Below are 21,095 nucleotides of genomic sequence, written 5' to 3'. Positions count from 1 at the left end.
CAAGCCAGGCGATCGTAAGACACCGTCGAGCTCGCCCGCATCGCAGTTCCCGCAGACCTGCCGCACCAGAGGGGCACCAGCGAGACCGGTGAACCACGGTCGACAGCGACTCGTTCCCGGGCGAGGCGCAGCCCGCCATGAGTGTGTACGGCCGCCGACGAGCCGCCGGCGGCCGTACACGGGGTTCTGTTGTTCCGAGGCGGCGCCCATGAGCGCTGCGGTGGATCAGTCGCGCCCGAAGATCCTCTTGCTGGAGCCGAGGCGCAGGAAGACCGTCTCGCCGGTGGCGTCGGCCAGGCCGTCGTTGTCGGTCACGGCGTAGACCTGGCCGTCGCCGCCCACGGTCAGCCCCTCGAGCTTCTCCTGGGTCCAGCCGTTCGTCGCCCGCAGGTCGGGCAGCACGTCGTGGGCGAGCTTCTTGGGCAGGACCTGCAGCGGGCCCGCCGGCGCGGCGGACTTCGGCAGGTCGACCGTGTACACCCGCTTGACCGTGGCGGACGGGCCGTTGAGCTTGTCCCGCTCGATCAGGGCGAGCTTGTCGCCGACCACGGTGATCTCGGAGAGGCCGATCCAGTCGCCCGGAGTGCCGGTGGTGCCGATCCGGTAGCCGTACCAACTCCAGGTGCCCGCCTGGACGTCGTACCGGCCGAGCCGGACGAGCCCGGCCGGGTCGCCCTTGACCTCACGCTGCAGCGTGGCCCAGACCACCTCGCGGCCGTTGCGGTCGGTGGTCGCGGTGACCCCTTCGAAGCCCTGCTTCGCCAGGCCCGCGGCGACGTCCGCCGGGAGCGTGACGACCTGCCGGGTCACCCCGTCGCGGTCGAGCCGGACGAGCTTGTTGCCGTCGCCCGTAGCGCCTTCCACGGCGAGCCAGAACCCGCCCTGGGGCCGGGCGGCGATGCCCTCGGCGTCGTAGCCGACCGGCCGGCCCTCGGCGTCCTTGACGGGGAGCGCCCGGGTGATGACCGCCGGCCGACGCGAGGTGTCGATGGTCATGATCCTGGTGGCGGAGTACGCCGCGTCGGTAACGGTGTACAGCTCGTGCGGCCTGCCGGGGACGGCGGACAGCGCGCCGAGCGCGCCCCAGCCGATCGGCGCGCCGGCGGAGTCCGCGGCCGACACGATGCTCGGGAACGCGGGGGTGCCCTTGCCCAGCTGGAACAGGCTCACCGAGGCGCGCACGTTCACCGAGGCGTCGTCCTCCTCGCTGGAGACCGCGAGCAGGTCGCGCGACGGGATCGGCAGGAGCCCCTCGGGGCCGTTGGTGGTGGGCAGCACCTGGCGGAAGACCGGGGCGGTCGGCCGGCTCAGGTCGTAGACGGCGACGAAGTTGCTGCGCTCCGAGCCGACGAAGGCGTAGCGCACACCGCGGAACGTGGCGACCACCACGCCCTCCGGCTCGGTTCCCTTCTTCCCCGCGCGGTCCTCGTTGTGGAGGCCGTGACGGACGGCGATCCGCTCGAAGCTGTTGCCCGCGTCCCAGGCGACCTTGCCGGTCCGGCTGTCGACGACGGACCAGCCGCGGGTTCCGCCCTTCCAGTCGCCCTCGTTGGCCGTCGCCAGGTAGCGGTCGTCGACCCAGCTGACGGCGTCGGGTTCGCGCCGCACATCGGTGATCGAACCGGTCTGGTCGATCACGCCGTCCTTGACCGTGTCGATGCCATGCACCGTGTCCGTACCGGCGCTGAAGGCCTTGGTGATCCGTCCCGTCGGCAGGTCCATCAGGACGATGCCGTTGTTCTCCTGCAGGGTGACGGCGAGTTGGTTGCGGCTGTTGACGGAGACGTACTCCGGCTCCGGGTCGGTGGGCTCCACGATCCCGGCGTCGGCCAGCACGGGGAGCGCCGTGCCGTCGGCCCGGGTCAGGGGTACGGCCCGGGTGCGCCAGTGCAGCGGCGAGCCGCCCTCGAGGTCGACGATCTGCACGAAGCCGGCCGGAGCCTGGGGGAGGTCGCCCTCCTCGCCTCCGGGCGGGGTCGCCTCCTCGTCGCGCTCGTTCTCGATCGCGACGGCGGCGTACCGCTTGTCCTTGGTGATGGTGATGGAGTCCGGCTGGCCGCCCAGATCGAAGCTGGTGACCCGCTTGCGGTCGCGCAGCGATATGACGTCGAGGCGTCCGGACGGGTTGGAGTGGCCGGCGCTGGTGTTCACCACGACCAGGACGTACTGGCCGACCACGGCCACGGAGGTCGGCTCGTCCTCGGCGTCGCCGAGCTCGGCCAGCGCCAGCGTGCCGAGCCCGCGCGGCTTGCCGGGCTTGCTGATGTCGAGGAAGCCGATCCGACGCGCCAACGCGTCGGTGTAGACCAGGGTCCGGCCGTCCTCGCTCGCCGCCGAGATCTCGGCGACGGTCGGGGAGGCCGGGTCCTCGCCCGCCGGCCGGTTCTGGAAGACCGGATAGGTGGCGGTGCGGTCGAAGGCGACCGGCCACCGCGGCTCCTGGTGTGCGCTCGCCGCGCCCGCGCCGGCCAGCATGCCGACGGCGACAGCTACGGTTGCGAGCGCGGCGTAGGTTCTCTTCGGGGGCATCATTTCTCCGTTGCACGACAGTGACGGAGCGCGATCGTCGCACCTGCGGGCGAGCACGAAGCAGCGTCCGAATGAACAGCCGACGCAGATCATCAATGCCTCCCGGTCCCTGCGCGACGGGACGGACAGGTATCTGGAGTTCCTCCGGCGAGATCAGCTCGCTCGCCCACCACAACACTCAACTCGCCGACTGACTGGTGTCGCACCGCCGGTGAGTCTGCACGGAGGCATCACGAGATCTACGCGTCGCATGCGTCCCGTGCCGTTAGCGTTGCTGGCCGCTCGACCCCGCGTGCGAACCCGAACGGGTCGCCGGCGTCCCTGGTGGCGCAGTCAGCACAGAAGGATCGCAGATGGACTACTGCTCGTCGTGCCGCCGAGTCCTCAACGGGGCACTGGTGTGCCCCGGGTGCGGCGATTACGCTCCGGACATAGCTCCGCCCGCGCGCTACAGCGCGGTGCCCACCACCGCGTCGGCTCGGGGTGAACGGCACGCGGAGCAAGCCCCCGCTTTCAGGCCCCCGCACGGCACTCCTCACCGCGGTGCCGCGCCGTTCGGCGGCAACGACGTGTCCGAGGACGTGACAGCGCATCGGCCGGACTCCGGTTCGTCCGGCGGCTCTGCCGTCGCGGCCTCCACCGGGCAAGGCCGCGCGGCGCGGCGCCGGCAGCGGGAACGGTGGAAGAAGAACCGGCGTCGAGCTGCGGCGGCAACGGCCTTCGCCCTGGTCAGCGGCGGCCTGACCGCCACCCTTCTGCAGAGCAGGGCCTCCACCGGCCACACACACGCGGCCGCGGCGCCGCAGCTGGAGGCCCTGGCCACGCCCCGGACGCTGATCTCCGCCGCGTCATCGGAGGAGCCGGACACCGAGGCTTCACGCAAGCCCCGCACCCACCGGCCTGCGACAGCCGACCGACGGCAGAAGACCAGTCCTGCCACTCCTCCCGCTGCCACGACGATCCGGCAGCCGAAAACCGCCGCCGCCGCGGCGCACCCCCTCGCCACCTCGAGCGCGACACCGGACACCGCGCCCACACAGGCGAACCAGGCACCGGCCGACCACGCCGACGTCGCAGCACCGGTGGCGACCGCCCCTGCTTCCACCGCAGGCTCCGACGCAAGCACGACACCGGTGCCCGCGGCGCCGGCAACGCCGACGGCCGAGCCGACATCACCGGCACATCTGTGCCTGCTGGGAATTGTGTGCGTCGGATGACGGCTCCGCTGCCGTCCTCGACCGACGTGTCCACTGTGCGCTCCGGAGGGCAGTGGACAAAGGCCGTTGGCGCGGTGGTCGTGCAACACGGCACCGTCCTGGCGGACTTCCGGGAGTCCGTCGCAACGGTCCGCCCGGAAACCGTGGCGGTGTCACCTGGGACGGGGCAGGGCGTGGTCCCGGGAGCCGGATGGACATGGCGCGGAGCCGTGTCCGGCAACCTGTGACCGGCCTGCGGGACGCAGAGCCGGGCAAGGACCGGCCGGTCAGGACTCGCAGGTGATCAACACGTGCTCGAAGTCTGCGTCTGCGGCATCTCCGGCGCCGGTCTCACCCGGTCGAGTGCGCGAAGCCGGGAAGCGTCCCGGACCGCCGGTATCGACCGGAAACGGATCGCCGCAACAAGCAACTGGGCACGCGTTGCGGCGATCCCTGGAATCCGCCACTGCTCTGTGGAGGCGTACGCGACGACGGGGCGTACCGGTCGTCAGTGTCGCGGCGCGGAGTAGGCCTTGGGCAGGCGCATGCCGCGCTCGGACATGATGTCCCGCACCCGGTTGGGGTAGTCGGTGATGATGCCGTCGATACCCATGTCCATCAGCGCCTCGATGGTGGCGGGGTCGTCGCAGGTCCACGGAATGACCTTCAGACCGCGCCGGTGGGCCTCGGAGATCATCTTCGCGTCGGGGTAGAAGCGGAAGTTCGGGTCCGCGATCGTGCCGTTCTGCGGGAAGCCGTAGTTCGGGGACAGTGCAGTGACGCCGGGGACGGCGGAGGCCGCCTTGACGAAGTCGCCGTCGTAGTCGTCGGCGTCGATGCCGCCGAGCCACGGGGAGGCGCCGGGCTTGCCGACCTGAAGGAAGTCGTAGTTGGTCAGCGCAACCAGCGGGTACTTCGGCGCGAGCCTGTGCATCTCCTTGAGTGAGCCCCAGTCGAAGGACTGGATGGTGACCTGCTTCTCGATACCCGAGCGGTGGATCTCCTCGTAGACGCGGCGCACGAACAGCTCGCGCGGCGCGGTCTGCTCGGGCGCGCCGGCCTCCACCTTGGTCTCGATGTTGAGCTTGACCTGCTTGGCCTTGTAGCTCTTGACCAGGTTGAGGACGTCCTTGAGCTCCACCATGCGGAAGCCCTTGATCTGTTCCTGCTCGGGGAAGCCGGGCAGCTGCTGGTAGCCGCAGTCCATGGTCTTGATCTGGGCCAGCGTCAGGTCCTTGATGTACTTGCCGACGTACGGGTACATCGGGTCGCCCGGCGTCACCGGGCCGGTGTCCTTGCACTTCTGGGCACTGATCTGCCGGTCGTGGTTGACGACGACCTTCTGGTCCTTGGTGACGTGGGCATCCAGCTCCAGGGTGCTCACTCCAAGGCGCAGGGCCTTGCCGAAGCCCTCCAGGGACTCCTCGGTGGTCAGACCCAGGCCACCGCGGTGGGCCTGCAGGTCGAAGTGGGTCTTCTGGGGGTGGACCTTGGGCTGGGAATCGGCCGTGGCCGCCTGGGCGGTCACCGGGAGGGCCAGCGCGGGCACGACGGCCAGAGCCGCGAGTGCATGGCGGAAAGACACTTAAACCTCGTATACATCGGACGAACGGGACGTCACGACGCTAAGTCGCAGGTCCAGCCCGTACGAAGCCCTCGTGTGAGGGCATGGTGAACGCCCGGGGAACGATGGTTGCCGGGCGCCGGCGGAGGACCGGTTGCCGGCCTGCCCGGCGGTGGCGCGGGTGCGGGTGCGGGCCGCCGCCGAGGCGGCCGCGTGCAGCAGCGCCCCGGCCGACCGGCTGGAGGAAGCAGGCCAGGACACGCATGTCAGCATCGGGGTCCAGCCCGGCGGGCAGGCGAAGCTGAGGGTGGAGAAACTCGGCGCGCTCGGACCGCTCGCCGGATCGCACGACCGGGAAATGGGTCTGATCGGTGAACACCCCGCTGGCGGAGGCACTCTCCGTCGTTCTGCTCCTGGCCGTGCTGGCATGCGCGGTCATCCGCCCGTGGGGCTGGCCGGAGGCGGTCGTCGCCGTCCCCGCCGCCGGGGTGGTCATCGCCACCGGGGCGATCTCGCTGGAGCACGCCCGCGCCGAGGCCGAGCGGCTGGGGCCGGTGATCGGTTTTCTGGCGGCCGTACTGGTCCTTGCTCAACTCTGCGACGACGAGGGCCTGTTCGACGCGTGCGGGGCCTGGATGGCCCGCACCGCGGGGGGACGGCCGCGCCGGCTGCTGGTGCAGGTGTTCGCGGTCGCCTCACTGATCACCGCGGCGCTCAGCCTGGACGCCACGGTCGTACTGCTCACCCCCGTGGTGTTCGCCACCGCCGCCCGGCTCGGAGCCCGGCCCAAGCCGCATGTCTACGCCTGCACCCATCTGTCGAACACCGCCTCGCTGCTGCTGCCGGTCTCCAACCTCACCAACCTGCTGGCGTTCGCTTCCAGCGGCCTGAGCTTCACCCGCTTCGCCGCCCTGATGGCGCTGCCCTGGCTGGTGGCGATCGGCGCCGAATACGTGGTCTTCCGGAGGTTCTTCGCCACCGACCTGGACGCCGGAGCCCAGGTACCGCACACCACCGAGCCACCCGGTGTCCCGATGTTCGCGCTGGTCACGGTGGTGTGCACACTGGCGGGCTTCGTCCTCACCTCAGCACTCGGGATCAACCCCGCATGGGCGGCCCTCGCCGGCGCCGTGGTGCTCGCCGTCAGGGCCCTGGCCCGGCGCCGCACCACCCCCACCGCCATCGTGCGCGCCACGGCGGTGCCGTTCCTCGCCTTCGTCCTGGCCCTGGGCATCGTGGTCCGCGCGGTCGTCGACAACGGACTCGCCACGGCTCTGGGCCGTCTGATCCCGGACGGCACCGGCCTGTGGGCCCTGCTCGCGGTCGCGGCACTGGCCGCGGTGCTGGCGAACGTCATCAACAACCTGCCCGCCGTGCTGGTGCTGCTGCCGCTGACCGCCCCGGCCGGGCCCGGCGCGGTGCTCGCCGTCCTGCTCGGGGTCAACATCGGCCCGAACCTCACCTACGCCGGCTCCCTGGCCACCCTGCTGTGGCGGCGCATCGTGCACGAACACGACACCGACGTCGAGCTGGGCGAGTTCACCCAGCTCGGCCTTGCCACCGTGCCTGCTGCCCTGGTACTCGCGGTGGTGGCACTGTGGACCTCGCTCACCCTCATCGGAGGCTGACCACCATGACCGTCATCGCCTGGATCGTCGAAGGCACCTGGCCCGCCTGCATCGACGCCGCCCGCACCCACGCGCCGGAGGGCGCCGACATCGTGCTGCTGCACGTCACCGGCTCCGAGGTCCCCGGCGCCGCCCATGGCGCCTACGCCGGGCTGCTCGGCCGCGCCCGCCCCGAACGCGACCCCGGCACGGCGCTGGAACACCTGGCCGCCGCCTCCGCCGACCAGCTGCTCACCGATGCGGCCGAGCGTCTGGGACGCCCGTGCACCCGCAGCGAGCGCACCGGCCGCGTCGAGCGTGAAGTCGTGGCCGCTGCCGAAGGCGCAGACCTGCTGATCCTCGCCCGCGACGGGGACCACACCCACCTCGGGCCCCGCAGCCTCGGCCCCGCCAGCCGCTTCATCGTCGACCACGCCCCCTGCCCCGTCCTGCTCGTCTGGCCCGATACCGCCCCCGGCATCGCCACCATGCCGCCCCCGCCGCCGCACCACCGGTAGCAGCGGCGGACTCCGGAAAAACGGCGTGCGATCGGGCTTCAGGAGTGCCAACGTGTCCCGGGTGACTTCGACCGAGACGACCTCCCTCCGTGCCGCCGCAGCGCGGAACAACGCCGACTGGTGTGCTTCGGTGTCCCGGTCCCACGGCATTCGGGGGACCTTCGGCAAGACGGCCTGGTGGAGTTCCCGCCGCACGCCGCCGTACTACCCCGACGCCTTCACTCTGCACCACGACACGGTGCCGGCCGACTTCCTTGCCGAGATCGACACCACGTCACCCGGGTGCTCGGTCAAGGACAGTTTCGCCACGCTCGACCTCACCTCCAGTGGCTTCGTCGAGCTCTTCGATGCCCAATGGATCCACCGCCCGGCGGGACTCCCCGCACCGACGACGTCGGCTCTGCGCACCGAACGGGTCTCCACGGCCGACCGACTCCGCGACTGGCAGGACGCCTGGCACGGCGGCGACGCAGCCCCGGACGTCTTCCGGCCGGCGCTGCTGGACGACCCGTCCGTACGGGTGCTCGCCGTTCACGACGGCAAGGAGCTCTCCGGCGGTGCCGTCCTGAACCGCAGCACCGGGCTGGTCGGCCTCTCCAACCTCTTCGCCGTCAGCAGCAACGACGCGGCTGCCATCTGGTCATCGGCGATCGCCGCAGCCACCCGCCATTTCCCCGGCCTTCCCCTCGTCGGTTACGAACACGGGGACGACCTCGCGCACGCACAGGCGGGCGGATTCACCGCCCTCGGCACACTCCGCGTCTGGCTGCACGACTCCTGACCGTCAGCACTGGGGGTCGCGCAAGCCGCTCTCCTCGCCATCGCCATGGCCGGCTCCGGGGGCGGGAAGGTCCGAGGCAGGCAGACTCCCGCCTCAGCGACGCGCTCGGTCCCGTCTTCTGTCACCTGATCAAATGATGGAAACCGGGCAGAAAGGGACGGCTGGCACGGCTGATGGCCTCGAGGGAGGACCCGGGCCGGATCATGGGCGCATGCTGAACACCTCCCGACGGAATCTGCTCGCTGTCTTCGCGACATCCGCCGCCTCCGCCTCGCTCGGCGGTTTCGCCGCCGCTCCCGCCCGCGCCGCCACGACGGCCGCCACCGTCACGGCCACGAAGTCGCTGCTGATCGCGCCCCGGTCCTCCGTCACCCTGTCCGCGCTCGACGCCTCGTACTTCATACCGGTCGCCCTGGGGCCGCTGACCGCGAGCGTGCTGTCCGGCACCCCCGAACGCACCGAGGTCACCTCCGAGGGGAAGCGCGTGGCCGTCCTGACCAAGGGTGCGCGCACCGTCGTCCTGCCGGGGCCGGAGCGGACGTTCACGGAGAACAAGAAGCCGTTCGCGGACGACTTCGGGCGCACCCTGCCGGACACGTCCCTGCCGGTTGCGGACCAGGTGCACTGGGGCACCTCGCCGGGCGGCGGCAGCTGGTCGACGCTCGGCCCCGACGCCGGCGACTACTCCGTGACGCCGGGCAGCGGCATCCTCACGCTCACTACGGACTTTGCAAGCCGCCATGCGACCTTGCGGGACGACGAGGTCACGGACGTCGACGTACGCGCGGTGGCGCAGTTCGACAAGGTGCCGACCGGGCAGGCCTGTTCGTACGCGCTGTCCTTCGGCTACCAGGACACCCACAACAACTACCGGGCCCGGCTGTCCTTCCTGACCTCCGGCGCGGTCGAACTGCGCGTCGAGAAGGAGGTCGCCGACGTGGTCACCCAGCTCGGCGCCGCCGTCACGCTCGCCACGTCCGTGCCCGCGGGCACGGACTGGACGATCCGGGTGCGCCGGGAAGGGGCCCGGATCCAGGCCAAGGCGTGGCGCACCGACGCGGCCGAGCCGGCCGGCTGGGCCTTCGACGTCGAGGACACGACCTTCGCCAAGGGCCGGGTGGGACTGCGGGCCCTGGCCAACGACGGCTGCACCAACCTGCCGGTCAAGCTGGTCGTGAGCCGCTTCCAGGTGGACGCCGCCACCTGGCAGACACCGCCGTCGGTCACGCACGGCGACTGGGTACGGGTGCTGCCCGAGCCCTTCGACGGCGCCTGGACCCCGCAGCTCGAGCAGACCATCCGCGCCATGGCCGGTTCGACCGCCCCCGATGTGCTCGCCCACGCCGCAATGTTCCTGGCGGGTGCCCCGGCGGTGACCGCGGGCGCGGGCCCGGCGGAGGGCAGGCAGGTCCTCGGGGAGGCCGGTTACGGCTACCTGGACCCGCAGGGCTTCCGCTACGAGGGCGCCGACTTCCACGAGTACATGAACGTGGGCTGGACCTTCCCCGGGGGCGATTACACGGGACCGTCGGCCAAGCAGGCCGGAAACCTCGACTGCTCGGGCTATACGCGCATGGTGTACGGCTACCACATGGGCGTACCGATGGCCGCGGGCGAGGACACCTCCGCCACGCGTCTGCCCCGCAAGTCCCGGCACATGGTCGACTACGCGCCGGGGGTACGCGTCGACCGGACCGCGGACGGCACGACCCCGCCGGCGGCCGCGCAGCTGCAACCCGGCGACCTGGTGCTGTTCAACGCCGACTCGGGCGACGACAACCCGACGGTCACGGTCGATCACGTGGGCATCTACCTGGGCAAGGACGCGGACGGCAAGCGCCGCTTCCTGTCCAGCCGCAAGACCGGCAACGGCCCCACCATGGCGGACCTGGGCGGCGCATCGCTCCTGGACGGTACCGGCACGTACGCCACGCACCTGCACACCGTGCACCGCATCTGACCCGTAGGCACATGTCACATCTCGACCGGGCGCCCAGAGCACGGAACGACTGGGCGCCCAGGGGACTTCGGGCAGTCACGCTTCCGGCAGTCATGGCTTCGACGGCCCGTCACCTCATCGGCCCGCACTGCGGCAGAATAATCCAGACATCCGCTGATATAGCATCAGAAATACGCGTGATCCCACACGCGGGCGGGACGAGCAGCCCCGCCTCTGATGACTCTGCGGGGTGCCCTGCGCATGTCGGACGTCGCGTACATCTGCCTCACGGTCGTGGTGTTCGCCCTCGTCGGCCTGGCCGCCAGAGGGGCTGAACGGCTGTGAGCGTGGACAACACCGTGGGGCTGATCGTTGCCGCCCTTCTGGTGATCTACCTGGTCGTCTGCCTGATCTTTCCTGAGAAGTTCTAGGCGGTCCCGGATGAACGACACGCTCGCCGGCTGGCTCCAGGTGATCGCCCTGGTGATGGCGCTGGCACTGTCGTATCGCCCGTTGGGCGGCTACATGGCCCGCATCCTGACCACCGATCACCACGGGAAAGCGGAACGCCTCGTCTACCGGGCGGGTGGGGTGCACGGCGACGCCGACCAGAGCTGGCCGGTCTATCTGCGCAGTGTTCTGGCCTTCTCGGCCGTGTCGGTGCTCTTCCTGTACGCGTTCCTGCGGCTGCAGAACCACCTCCTGCTCTCCCTGGGCATGAAGCCGGTCGCTGCGGACCTGTCGTTCAACACCGCCGCGTCGTTCGTCACCAACACCAACTGGCAGGCGTACGCGGGCGAGTCGACGATGGGGCATCTGGTCCAGATGGCCGGCCTCGCGGTGCAGAACTTCACCTCCGCGGCCATCGGTATCGCTGTCGTGGCCGCACTCATCCGTGGTTTCACCCGGAAGAAGACCGATCGCGTGGGCAATTTCTGGGTGGACCTGACCCGGATCGTCCTGCGCCTCCTGCTGCCCCTCGCATGCGTCTTCGCGATCGTTCTGGTGGCCGCCGGCGTCATCCAGAACTTCCACGGCGCCCACGGCATCACCACCATCGCGGGCGGGCACCAGAGTCTGACGGGCGGTCCCGTCGCCTCCCAGGAGACCATCAAGCTGCTGGGCACCAATGGCGGCGGCTTCTACAACGCGAACTCCGCGCACCCCTTCGAGAGCCCCAGCGCCCTCACCAACCTGATCGAGATCTACTTGATGCTGGTGATCTCGTTCTCGCTGCCGCGGACCTTCGGCGCCATGGTCGGCGACCACCGGCAGGGTTACGCGATCCTCGCCGTGATGGCGGTGATCTGGGCCGCCTCGGTCGCCGTCGTGACCGCCAACGAGCTGCACAGCGTGAGCAGTACGGCCGGCCACGCGGCCGGCGCGATGATGGAGGGCAAGGAGACACGGTTCGGGATCTGGGCCTCGGCCCTGTTCGCGGTGGCCACCACCCTCACGTCGTGCGGGGCGGTCAATTCCGCCCACGACTCGTACACGCCGGGCGGCGGCGGAATGACGATCTTCGACATGATGCTCGGCGAGATCGCACCGGGCGGCACCGGCTCGGGCCTCTACGGGATCCTGATCCTGGCGGTCGTCGCAGTCTTCGTCGCCGGGCTGATGGTCGGCCGCACGCCGGAGTACCTGGGCAAGAAGCTCCGCGGCCGGGAGATGAAGTTCGCCTCGCTCTACATCCTGACCACACCCGTCCTCGTGCTCGCCGGCGCGGGCCTGGCCATGGCGTGGCCCGGCGAGCGGGCGGCCATGCTCAACACCGGCGCGCACGGCTTCTCCGAGGTCCTGTACGCCTTCACGTCCGCGGCGAACAACAACGGTTCGGCGTTCGCCGGCCTGAGCGCGAACACCGTCTGGTACAACACCGTGCTCGGCGTGGTCATGCTCTTCGGCAGGTTCCTGCCGATGGTGTTCGTGCTCGCGCTCGCGGGATCGCTCGCCGGCCAGCAACCCGTACCGGTCACCGCGGGCACCCTGCCCACCCACCGTCCGCAGTTCGTCGGGCTGCTCACCGGCGTGGTCCTCATCGTCGTGGGACTGACCTACTTCCCGGCCCTCGCACTGGGCCCCATGGCAGAGGGGCTGCGCTGATGTCCACGACCGTCGCCCCCGGCCCCACCCCACCCGGTGCCGGGCCCCGACAGGACCGGATCTCGGGCGGACTGCTCGATCCGAAACAGTTGTTGCGGTCCTTCCCCGACGCGTTGCGCAAACTGGATCCGCGCTCGATGTTCCGCAACCCGGTCATGTTCGTGGTGGGAGTCGGGGCACTTCTGACCACGCTGTCGGCAATCGAATCCCCCAGTGTCTTCGCGTGGGTAATCACCGCATGGCTCTGGCTGACGGCTGTGTTCGCCAACCTGGCGGAGGCCGTGGCCGAAGGGCGGGGCAAGGCCCAGGCGGAGACGTTGCGCCGTGCCAGGACGACCGTGACGGCCCGGCGGCTCACCGGCTGGCGGCCCGGAGCGACCGACGCCGCGGAGGAGGAAGTGCCGGGCGTCGACCTGCGGCTGGGCGACCTCGTGGTCGTCGAAGCCGGGCAGATGATCCCGGGCGACGGCGATGTGGTGGAAGGTGTCGCGAGCGTCGACGAATCGGCCGTCACAGGCGAGTCGGCACCGGTGATCCGCGAGTCGGGCGGTGACCGGTCCGCGGTCACGGGCGGCACGAAGGTGCTCTCGGACCGGATCGTCGTGAAGATCACCTCGAAGCCCGGAGAGACCTTCATCGACCGGATGATCGCCCTCGTCGAGGGAGCCGCCCGCCAGAAGACGCCGAACGAGATCGCGCTCAACATTCTTCTGGCGTCCCTCACGATCGTCTTCCTGGTCGCCGTGGTGACCCTGCAGCCGTTCGCCGTCTTCGCGGGGGCCGAGCAGACCATCGTCATCCTCGTCGCTCTCGTCGTGGCCCTCATCCCGACGACCATCGGCGCGCTGCTCTCGGCGATCGGCATCGCCGGCATGGACCGGCTCGTCCAGCGCAATGTGCTCGCGTTGTCCGGGCGCGCGGTGGAGGCGGCCGGCGACGTCAACACCCTCCTCCTCGACAAGACCGGCACCATCACCCTCGGCAACCGCCAGGCCGCCGAATTCCTGCCGGCGCACGGAGTGGGCGTCGAGGAACTCGCGGACGCCGCCCAGCTGTCCTCCCTCGCCGACGAGACACCCGAGGGCCGCTCGGTCGTCGTCCTCGCCAAGCAGCAGTACGCACTGCGCGGACGTGAGGAAGGCGAACTGGACCGTGCCGAGTTCATCCCCTTCACCGCGCAGAGCCGCATGAGCGGAGTCGACCTCAACGATCCGCAGGTGAACCGGTCACTGCGCAAGGGCGCGGCGACCGCGGTGATGCGCTGGGTGCGCGACAACGGCGGCCACCCCACCGCCGACGTCGGTCAGATCGTCGACGGCATCTCCGCAAGCGGTGGGACACCGCTGGTCGTCGGTGTTGTCTCCCGCGAGGGCGACGGTACGCAGACCGCTCGTGTGCTGGGTGTCATCCACCTCAAGGACGTGGTCAAGGTGGGCATGCGTGAACGCTTCGACGAACTGCGGCGCATGGGCATCAGGACCGTCATGATCACCGGGGACAACCCGCTCACCGCACGCGCGATCGCACAGGAAGCCGGTGTGGACGACTTCCTCGCGGAGGCCACACCCGAGGACAAGATGGCTCTGATCCGGCGCGAACAGGAAGGCGGCAAGCTCGTCGCCATGACCGGCGACGGCACGAACGACGCCCCGGCCCTCGCCCAGGCCGACGTCGGCGTGGCGATGAACACCGGCACCTCGGCAGCCAAGGAGGCCGGGAACATGGTCGACCTCGACTCCAACCCGACCAAGCTCATCGAGATCGTCGAGATCGGCAAACAACTCCTCATCACCAGAGGTGCGCTGACGACCTTCTCGATCGCCAACGACGTCGCGAAGTACTTCGCGATCATCCCGGCGATGTTCGCGACCGTCTACCCCGGCCTCGACCGGCTCAACATCATGCGCCTGCACAGCCCCACGTCGGCGATCACCTCGGCGATCGTGTTCAACGCGCTGATCATCGTCGCGTTGATCCCGCTGGCGTTGCGCGGCGTGCGCTACCGGCCGTCCTCCGCCTCCCGGCTGCTCAACCGCAACATCTGGGTGTACGGGCTCGGCGGCCTGGTCCTGCCGTTCGCCGGCATCAAGCTGCTCGACCTCGTCATCCAGTTCATCCCCGGGCTTCACTGACGAAAGGCCCGACGAGAGGACAAGTCGATCCCATGGCACCCGGCGCCGTTCCCTCAGCACTCCGCCGCCACCTTGCGGCCCTGCGGATGCTGCTCGTGTTCACCGTCATCACCGGCCTCGCGTATCCCCTGCTCATCACCGGCATCGCTGAGGCCGCCTTCCCTCACCGGGCCAACGGCTCGCTGCTCACCACGGACGGCAGAACCGTGGCCTCCGGCCTGATCGGTCAGAACTTCGCCCTGCCGAAGAAGAACCCGCGCGACCCGGACGAGGCACTGCGCCCGGACCCCGCGTGGTTCCAGCCCCGCCCGTCCGCAGGCGGCTACGACCCCTTGAACTCCGGAGCCTCCAACCTCGGCCCGAACAGCGCCGAGTTGATCAGGACCATTCGGGACCGGCGCGCCGCCGTCGCCGCCTTCGACGGTGTCCCGCCGGCGTCCGTCCCCCCGGACGCCGTCACCGCCAGTGGCTCCGGTCTCGACCCGGCGATCTCCCCGGCATACGCCTACGAGCAGGTCGACCGCGTCGCGAGGGCACGCCACCTCGCCCCCGCCCGGGTCACGAGCCTGGTCACCCGGCACGTCCAGGACCGTGTGCTGGGCTTTCTGGGGCAGCGGCGTGTCAACGTCGTCGAACTCAATCACGCACTTGCCGGACTGGGGCCGCGCTGAGCGCCTTGCGGCGGATCCCGGGCCGGACGGTACGGCGGCACCGCGGCCGCGGTGAGAATTCGGTCACCTCCACGCAATGAAATGCACTGGAAACACACGGGTGTTCATTACGAAACGCGCGCCGGTCACCCTCGCTGTCGCCCGACCCGCACGCCGCTCCGAGGAGGGACTCCCTCTTGACCCCCGTGACCCTGGCCGCGGCCGGCCTCGACACAGGCGACACCGCCTGGCTGCTCGCCGCCACCGCGCTCGTCCTGCTGATGACCCCCGGGCTGGCTCTGTTCTACGGCGGCATGGTCCGCACGAAGAGCGTCCTCAACATGCTGATGATGAACTTCGTGTCCATCGCGCTGGTCACCGTCGTGTGGCTGGTCGCGGGCTATTCGCTGGCCTTCGGCGACGACGTGTTCGCCGGACTCGTCGGCAGCCCCGACCACCTGGGCCTGGCGGGCATAGGTCCGGGCACCCTCACCGGCAGCGTCCCCACCCTGCTCTTCACCACGTTCCAGCTCACCTTCGCGATCATCACGGCGGCGCTGATCAGCGGCGCGATCGCGGACCGCATGAAGTTCGCGGCCTGGCTGGTGTTCGTGCCGGTATGGACCCTGCTCGTATACGTCCCCGTCGCGCACTGGGTGTGGGGCCCGGGCGGGTGGATAGCGCACTCCCTCGGCGCCCTGGACTTCGCCGGGGGCCTCGTCGTGGAGATCGCGTGCGGAGCGTCGGGCCTGGCGCTCGCCCTGGTGGTGGGCCCGCGCCTCGGCTTCAAGAAGGACGCGATGCGCCCGCACAATCTGCCGATGGTGGTGCTCGGCGCCGGTCTGCTCTGGTTCGGCTGGCTCGGCTTCAACGGAGGCTCGGCCCTCGGCGCCAACGGGCTGGCAGCCGCCTCGATCCTCAACACCCTCGTCGCCGGATGCACCGGCCTGCTCGGCTGGCTCTTCGTCGAGCAGAAGCGCGACGGCCACCCGACCACCTTCGGCGCGGCGTCGGGCGCGGTCGCCGGCCTGGTCGCGATCACGCCCGCGTGCGGCACGGTCGACATCCTGGGCGGCGCCGTGATCGGCCTCACGGCGGGTGTCGTCTGCTCGTACGCGGTCGGGTGGAAGTTCCGGTTCGACTACGACGACGCCCTGGACGTGGTCGGCGTGCACTTCGTCGGAGGCGTCGTCGGCACCCTGCTCATCGGCCTGTTCGCGACGGCCACGATGACCGGAGGCAAGGAGGGACTCCTCCACGGGGGCGGGCCGGGGCAGCTCGGCCGGCAGGCCGTCGCCGTGGTGGCCGTGGCGGCGTACACGTTCGCCATGACCTACGGGATCGGCAAGGCCATCGACAAGCTGATGGGAATGCGGGCCTCCGCGGATGAGGAACTCACGGGCCTGGACCAGACGGTGCACGCGGAGAGCGCCTACGATCACGGCGTCCTGGGTCTTGCCGCGCCGCAGACCCCGGCCCGCTAGACACCTCTTCCACGGACAGGAGCGCTGCCTCATGAAGCTCATCACCGCGATCGTCAAGCCGTACCGCCTCGACGAGGTGAAGACCGCGCTGCAGGAGCTCGGCGTGCACGGACTGACCGTCACGGAGGCCAGCGGATACGGGCGTCAGCGCGGCCACACCGAGGTGTACCGGGGCGCCGAGTACCGGGTCGACCTGGTGCCCAAGGTCCGTATAGAGGTGGTCGTCGACGACGCCGACGCGGAGCCGGTCATCGACGCGGTGGTCCGCGCCGCCCGGACAGGCAAGATCGGCGACGGCAAGGTGTGGGCGGTGCCCGTGGACACGGTGGTACGGGTCCGGACGGGCGAGCGCGGGCCCGACGCCCTGTAGCGCGCGCCTTGCGGAGCCACCGGCGCCGGCCGGCCGCGTCCGCGGGGAGCCCGGTGAGATCCGTGCTCCCCGCGGTTGCCGCACGCTCAGCCGGCGGCGCCGGGTACGCGGTCGATGATCGCCGCGAGGTCGGTCGCGGGCGCCAGCGTGCCGAAGGCCAGGCCCTGGTCGCTGGCCAGCCGTGAGGCGCAGAACGCATCCGCGACGGCGGCCGGGGCGTGCCGGACGAGCAGGGAACCCTGCAGCACCAGCGCCATGCGCTCGACCAGCCTGCGGGCGCGGACGGCCGCGTCCTCGGTGAGCACCAGCTCACCGCGCAGCTGCCGCCAGGCCGCGTCGAGCCGGGCGTCGGCACCCGCGGCGGCCTCGATCTCGGCGCCGAAGGCTTCCATGGACTCGGGTTCACGGCTCAGGGCGCGCAGCACATCGAGCGCGTTGACGTTGCCCGAGCCCTCCCACAGGCCGTTGAGCGGGGCCTCCCGGTACAGCCGCGGCATTCCCGACGCCTCGTCATACCCGTTGCCGCCGAGGCACTCCAGGGCTTCGGCGACCGCCGCCGGCTGCCGCTTGCACACCCAGTACTTGCCGACCGCCGTGGCCAGTCGCAGGAACGCCCGCTCCCCCGCGTCGCCGCGCTGCGCCCGGTCGGTCGCTCCCGCGATCCGCAGCGCCAGGGTGGTCGCCGCCTCCGACTCGAGACCCAGATCGGCGATCACGTTGCGCATCAGCGGCTGGTCGATCAGCCTGGCGCCGAACACGGAGCGGTGGCGGACGTGGTGGGCGGCCTGCGCGAGCGCGGCACGGATCCCGGAGGCCGAGCCCAGGATGCAGTCCAGCCGGGTCATCGTGACCATGTCGATGATGGTCCGCACCCCGTGCCCCTGCGGGCCCACCGGCCAGGCGACGGTGTCGTCGAACTCCGGCTCGCTGCTGGCGTTGCTGCGGTTGCCGAGCTTGTCCTTCAGCCGCTGGATACGGAACGTGTTGCGGCTGCCGTCCGGAAGCACCCGCGGAACCAGGAAGCAGGACAGTCCTCCCGGAGCCTGCGCCAGCACCAGGAACAGATCGTTCATCGGGGCACTGGTGAACCACTTGTGGCCGCGCAGCCGCCAGGTGCCGTCCGGCTGCTCGGTGGCGACGGTGGTGTTGGCCCGCACATCCGTGCCGCCCTGCTTCTCCGTCATGCCCATGCCCGCAAGCAGACCACGCTTGCTCGCGGGGGCGCGCAGGCCGGAGTCGTACGTCCGGCTCGTCAGCAGCGGCTCGTACAGCGCGGCCAGCTCCGGCGCCGAGCGCAGCGCGGGAACGACCGCGTAGGTCATCGAGACGGGGCAGCCGTGCCCCTGCTCGGCCGAACTCCACACCATGAAGCCCGCCGCGCGCGCCACATGGGCGCCGGGCCGGGGGTCGGCCCACGGTGCGCCGCCGAGGCCCTCGCTGATCGCCACGTCCATCAGCGCGTGGTACGAGGGGTGGAAGTCCACCTCGTCGATCCGGTTGCCGTACCGATCGTGGGTGCGCAGCACCGGCTCGTAGCGGTTGGCCTCATCGGCCCAGCGCTGGACCTGCTCCGAACCGGCCAGCCGGCCGAGGCGGTGCAGGTCCTCCACGTACCACTCGGCGCCCTCGCGCCGCACTCCCTCCAGCAGCACGGCGTCGTCGGCGACATCGTGACCGACGAGCGGCGGCGGCTGGTTGGTCACCTCGTGGGTGCGTGCGGCGGGGTTGCTGCGCAGTGCGGCGTCTGCTGTCGTGGTCATCACAGTCCTCGGGAGTCGTCGTGCGCGGGCGTGGTCACGGTCGGTCGGTGTCGGCGGCGGCTTCGGATGCGGCCGGTGCGGCGGCGCCCGCACAGCGCAGGGACATCGCCACCAGTTCGGTGACCAGGTGGTCGGCGTCGGCGCCCTCGGCCGGAGCGGACAGCGGGTCGACCAGCACCTCGCCGATCGCACCGGTCAGCGCGGCGGCGGTGACGTCCGGGTCCTGGTCGGGCAACAGGCCCGCGCCGATGCCCTCGCGGATCACCTCGGCGAAGACCTCGCGGTAGCGGCGCCGGTACCCCAGCCGCTCCCGGCCGACCGTCGGTTCGGCCGGAGCGGCGAGCAGGGCGTGGGCCAGACCGCGGGATTCCATGGCCCGGCGGGCGAAGACGCCGACGCCCAGCGCGAGCCGCTCGACCGGGTCCCGGCCGCCCTCCGTGAGCACCTTGCCGAGCACCTCGACCTCCCGCCCCGACGCGCGGCGGAAGACCTCGACGGCCAGCGCCCCCTTGGAAGGGAAGTGCTGGTAGACCGAGCCGACGGACATCCCGGCCGCGGCGGCGACCGCCGTGACGGAGGCATTCGCCCAGCCCACATCGGCGACGACGGCGGTGGCCCGCTCCACCAGGTGCTCCCTGGCGGCGGCCAGGCGGTCCTGCACAGCGGGCGTCTTGCGGTAGGCCATGAAACAAGTGAACCACTGTTCAGAGCTTCACACCAGCGTCCGTCCGCACCGGACCCGTGGCGCCCGCGACGACGCGGCCCACAGCATCCCTGGACGTGCGGCGGCCGGTGAGGCATGCTCCGAACCACCGTTCAAACCTTCGACGCACCTGAACCACCATCGTCACCTCCGCACTGATCAGGAGATCGAGATGCATCTCAGTGCCATGCTGGACAGCGCGGTCCGCAAGGCCGGCGACAAGGAAGCCCTCGTCCACGGCGAGCAGCGCTGGAGCTACCGGGAGCTCGACGCGACCGTCCGCCGCGCCGCGGCCGTGCTGCGCGACGCGGGCCTGCGCCCGGGCGACCGGCTGGCGGTCATGACGTACAACAGCCCCGCCTTCCTCATCGCCGCCTTCGGCGCATGGCACGCCGGCGCCACCCTGGTGCCCGTCAACCACAAGCTGCAGACCTCCGAGGTGGACCGGCTGCTGCGCCACTGCGGTGCCCGGCTGGCCGTCGTCGACGAGGCCGTCGGCGCCCGCGCGACCGATGCGGCGGCCGACGTCCGATGGCTGATCAGCCGCCCGGACGAGACGCCGGGCAAGGCGGGTCCGGACGCGGACGCGGACACGTCGGACTCCTTCGAAGCGCTGGTCGCGCACGCCGAGGAGTGGGAGGGCGCGCGCGGCGCGGACACCGACATCGCCCAGATCCTGTACACCTCCGGCACCTCCGGCCGCCCCAAGGGCTGCGTGCACACGCACCGGGGCATCGCGCTCACCGCCACCTACACCTCGGTGACCGTCCCGCTGCGGCGCGACGACCGGACCCTGATCAGCATGCCCATCTGGCATGCCTCCCCCCTGAACAACTGGGCCATGAGCACGGTCTTCATGGGCGGCACGATCGTGCTGCAGCGCGAGTACGAGCCGCGGGGCATGCTGGAGATCATCCAGAAGGAGCGCGTCACCGCTGTCTTCGGCGCCCCGATCGCCTTCCTCGCTCCGCTGCGGGCGGTGCCGGACTTCGCCGCGTACGACCTGTCCTCGGTACGGGCATGGATCTACGGCGCCGGCCCGCTCGACGCGGACAGCGCCCGCAGGCTGATGAGCGCCTACGGATCCACGAACTTCCACCAGGTGTACGGGATGAGCGAGATGGGACCCGTCGGGTCCTCGCTCTCACCCGACGAGCAGATCGACAAGGCCGGTTCGATCGGCCGGGGCGGCATGCCCGGCGTGGACCTGCGCGTGGTCACCATGGACGGCACCGACGCCACCGCAGGACAGACCGGGGAGATCTGGCTGCGCTCCGACACCCGCATGGTCGGCTACCTCGATGACGAGGAGGCCACTGCGAAGGCGTTCGACGGTGACTGGTACCGCAGCGGTGACCTCGGCCGGATCGACAAGGACGGCTTCGTCACGATCGTGGACCGGATGCAGGACCTGATCATCACCGGCGGGGAGAACGTCTCCTCGCAGGAGGTGGAGGGTGTGCTCCGCGGGCACCCGGACATCGTCGACGTCGCCGTCGTGGGCCGCCCGCACGCGCAGTGGGGGGAGACCGTCGTCGCCTTCGTCGTGCCGGGCGACGGCGGCGCACCGACCCTGGACGGGCTGCGCGAATGGATGGAGCCGCTGATCGCGCGCTACAAGATCCCGCGCGAACTGGTGCTCGTCACGCAACTGCCGCGCACGCCGTCGGGCAAGGTGACCAAGCACGTCCTCCGGGCCGAGCTGGCCGGCTGAACGGGCCGGCCGCGGCGTCGGCGGACCGTGCTGCCGGGGCGA

Annotated in this window: 16 protein-coding genes; 12 read left to right on the top strand and 4 right to left on the bottom strand. The window is 70.8% G+C overall.

Features of this window, described 5'->3' with window-relative positions:
• Positions 1-225 precede the first annotated feature (225 nt).
• On the bottom strand, positions 226-2,529 hold the full coding sequence (locus LRD69_RS16880) for an esterase-like activity of phytase family protein (protein WP_277327399.1): 2,304 nt from the start codon (positions 2,527-2,529) through the stop codon (positions 226-228).
• Between the two features lie 581 nt (positions 2,530-3,110).
• On the opposite strand from LRD69_RS16880, the gene LRD69_RS16875 reads away from it, so the two are divergent.
• Positions 3,111-3,746, top strand: coding sequence for a hypothetical protein (locus LRD69_RS16875; RefSeq protein ID WP_277327398.1), 636 nt, complete (start codon positions 3,111-3,113; stop codon positions 3,744-3,746).
• 487 nt (positions 3,747-4,233) lie between these two features.
• On the opposite strand, the gene LRD69_RS16870 is transcribed toward LRD69_RS16875, so the two are convergent.
• Complete coding sequence (locus tag LRD69_RS16870; RefSeq protein WP_277327397.1) at positions 4,234-5,310, bottom strand: glycerophosphodiester phosphodiesterase family protein; 1,077 nt, start codon at positions 5,308-5,310, stop codon at positions 4,234-4,236.
• A 350-nt stretch (positions 5,311-5,660) separates the two neighbouring features.
• On the opposite strand from LRD69_RS16870, the gene LRD69_RS16865 reads away from it, so the two are divergent.
• The 10 genes from LRD69_RS16865 to LRD69_RS16820 all read left to right on the top strand — a co-directional run bounded on the left by LRD69_RS16865 (position 5,661) and on the right by LRD69_RS16820 (position 16,876).
• Entirely contained in the window at positions 5,661-6,917 is a 1,257-nt protein-coding gene (locus tag LRD69_RS16865; protein WP_277327396.1) for an SLC13 family permease, read from the top strand.
• Positions 6,918-6,922: 5 nt separating this feature from the next.
• Complete coding sequence (locus tag LRD69_RS16860) at positions 6,923-7,414, top strand: universal stress protein (protein ID WP_277327395.1); 492 nt, start codon at positions 6,923-6,925, stop codon at positions 7,412-7,414.
• Between the two features lie 61 nt (positions 7,415-7,475).
• A complete protein-coding gene (locus tag LRD69_RS16855; protein WP_277327394.1) occupies positions 7,476-8,195 on the top strand; it encodes a hypothetical protein in 720 nt (239 codons plus the stop codon).
• A gap of 211 nt (positions 8,196-8,406) precedes the next feature.
• Complete coding sequence (locus LRD69_RS16850; protein WP_277327393.1) at positions 8,407-10,155, top strand: NlpC/P60 family protein; 1,749 nt, start codon at positions 8,407-8,409, stop codon at positions 10,153-10,155.
• Positions 10,156-10,475: 320 nt separating this feature from the next.
• Complete coding sequence (gene kdpF / locus LRD69_RS16845) at positions 10,476-10,565, top strand: K(+)-transporting ATPase subunit F (protein ID WP_277327392.1); 90 nt, start codon at positions 10,476-10,478, stop codon at positions 10,563-10,565.
• A 10-nt stretch (positions 10,566-10,575) separates the two neighbouring features.
• Positions 10,576-12,240, top strand: coding sequence for a potassium-transporting ATPase subunit KdpA (gene kdpA, locus LRD69_RS16840; RefSeq protein ID WP_277327391.1), 1,665 nt, complete (start codon positions 10,576-10,578; stop codon positions 12,238-12,240).
• A complete protein-coding gene (gene kdpB / locus LRD69_RS16835) occupies positions 12,240-14,372 on the top strand; it encodes a potassium-transporting ATPase subunit KdpB (protein ID WP_277327390.1) in 2,133 nt (710 codons plus the stop codon). The genes kdpA and kdpB overlap by 1 nt, the downstream gene beginning before the upstream one ends.
• Before the next feature lie 32 nt (positions 14,373-14,404).
• Positions 14,405-15,043, top strand: coding sequence for a potassium-transporting ATPase subunit KdpC (kdpC, locus tag LRD69_RS16830; RefSeq protein WP_277327389.1), 639 nt, complete (start codon positions 14,405-14,407; stop codon positions 15,041-15,043).
• Between the two features lie 176 nt (positions 15,044-15,219).
• The gene (locus LRD69_RS16825; protein WP_277327388.1) at positions 15,220-16,506 is read left to right on the top strand and encodes an ammonium transporter; all 1,287 of its coding nucleotides are present in this window, start codon (positions 15,220-15,222) and stop codon (positions 16,504-16,506) included.
• A 31-nt stretch (positions 16,507-16,537) separates the two neighbouring features.
• Positions 16,538-16,876, top strand: coding sequence for a P-II family nitrogen regulator (locus LRD69_RS16820; RefSeq protein ID WP_277327387.1), 339 nt, complete (start codon positions 16,538-16,540; stop codon positions 16,874-16,876).
• An 86-nt stretch (positions 16,877-16,962) separates the two neighbouring features.
• Here LRD69_RS16820 and LRD69_RS16815 read toward each other — a convergent pair whose 3' ends face one another.
• Together LRD69_RS16815 and LRD69_RS16810 are read right to left on the bottom strand one after the other, a co-directional pair.
• The gene (locus LRD69_RS16815) at positions 16,963-18,636 is read right to left on the bottom strand and encodes an acyl-CoA dehydrogenase family protein (RefSeq protein ID WP_277327386.1); all 1,674 of its coding nucleotides are present in this window, start codon (positions 18,634-18,636) and stop codon (positions 16,963-16,965) included.
• Positions 18,637-18,670: 34 nt separating this feature from the next.
• Positions 18,671-19,321, bottom strand: a complete 651-nt coding sequence (locus LRD69_RS16810; protein ID WP_277327385.1) for a TetR/AcrR family transcriptional regulator — start codon at positions 19,319-19,321, stop codon at positions 18,671-18,673.
• 190 nt (positions 19,322-19,511) lie between these two features.
• Between LRD69_RS16810 and LRD69_RS16805 the strand changes: the two genes are divergently transcribed.
• A complete protein-coding gene (locus LRD69_RS16805) occupies positions 19,512-21,053 on the top strand; it encodes an AMP-binding protein (RefSeq protein WP_277327384.1) in 1,542 nt (513 codons plus the stop codon).
• Positions 21,054-21,095: the final 42 nt, after the last annotated feature.

The organism is Streptomyces sp. JH14 (genome assembly GCF_029428675.1).
GTDB lineage: Bacteria > Actinomycetota > Actinomycetes > Streptomycetales > Streptomycetaceae > Streptomyces.
This window is presented reverse-complemented; position numbering and strand designations above follow the sequence as displayed.

Coding starts and splice junctions, on each gene's coding strand:
- LRD69_RS16860 (WP_277327395.1), top strand. CDS start 6,923: ATGACCGTCATCGCCTGGATCGTCGAAGGCACCTGGCCCGCCTGCATC.
- LRD69_RS16810 (WP_277327385.1), bottom strand. CDS start 19,321: ATGGCCTACCGCAAGACGCCCGCTGTGCAGGACCGCCTGGCCGCCGCC.
- LRD69_RS16880 (WP_277327399.1), bottom strand. CDS start 2,529: ATGCCCCCGAAGAGAACCTACGCCGCGCTCGCAACCGTAGCTGTCGCC.
- kdpC (WP_277327389.1), top strand. CDS start 14,405: ATGGCACCCGGCGCCGTTCCCTCAGCACTCCGCCGCCACCTTGCGGCC.
- kdpB (WP_277327390.1), top strand. CDS start 12,240: ATGTCCACGACCGTCGCCCCCGGCCCCACCCCACCCGGTGCCGGGCCC.
- LRD69_RS16850 (WP_277327393.1), top strand. CDS start 8,407: ATGCTGAACACCTCCCGACGGAATCTGCTCGCTGTCTTCGCGACATCC.
- LRD69_RS16805 (WP_277327384.1), top strand. CDS start 19,512: ATGCATCTCAGTGCCATGCTGGACAGCGCGGTCCGCAAGGCCGGCGAC.
- kdpA (WP_277327391.1), top strand. CDS start 10,576: ATGAACGACACGCTCGCCGGCTGGCTCCAGGTGATCGCCCTGGTGATG.
- LRD69_RS16815 (WP_277327386.1), bottom strand. CDS start 18,636: ATGACCACGACAGCAGACGCCGCACTGCGCAGCAACCCCGCCGCACGC.
- LRD69_RS16820 (WP_277327387.1), top strand. CDS start 16,538: ATGAAGCTCATCACCGCGATCGTCAAGCCGTACCGCCTCGACGAGGTG.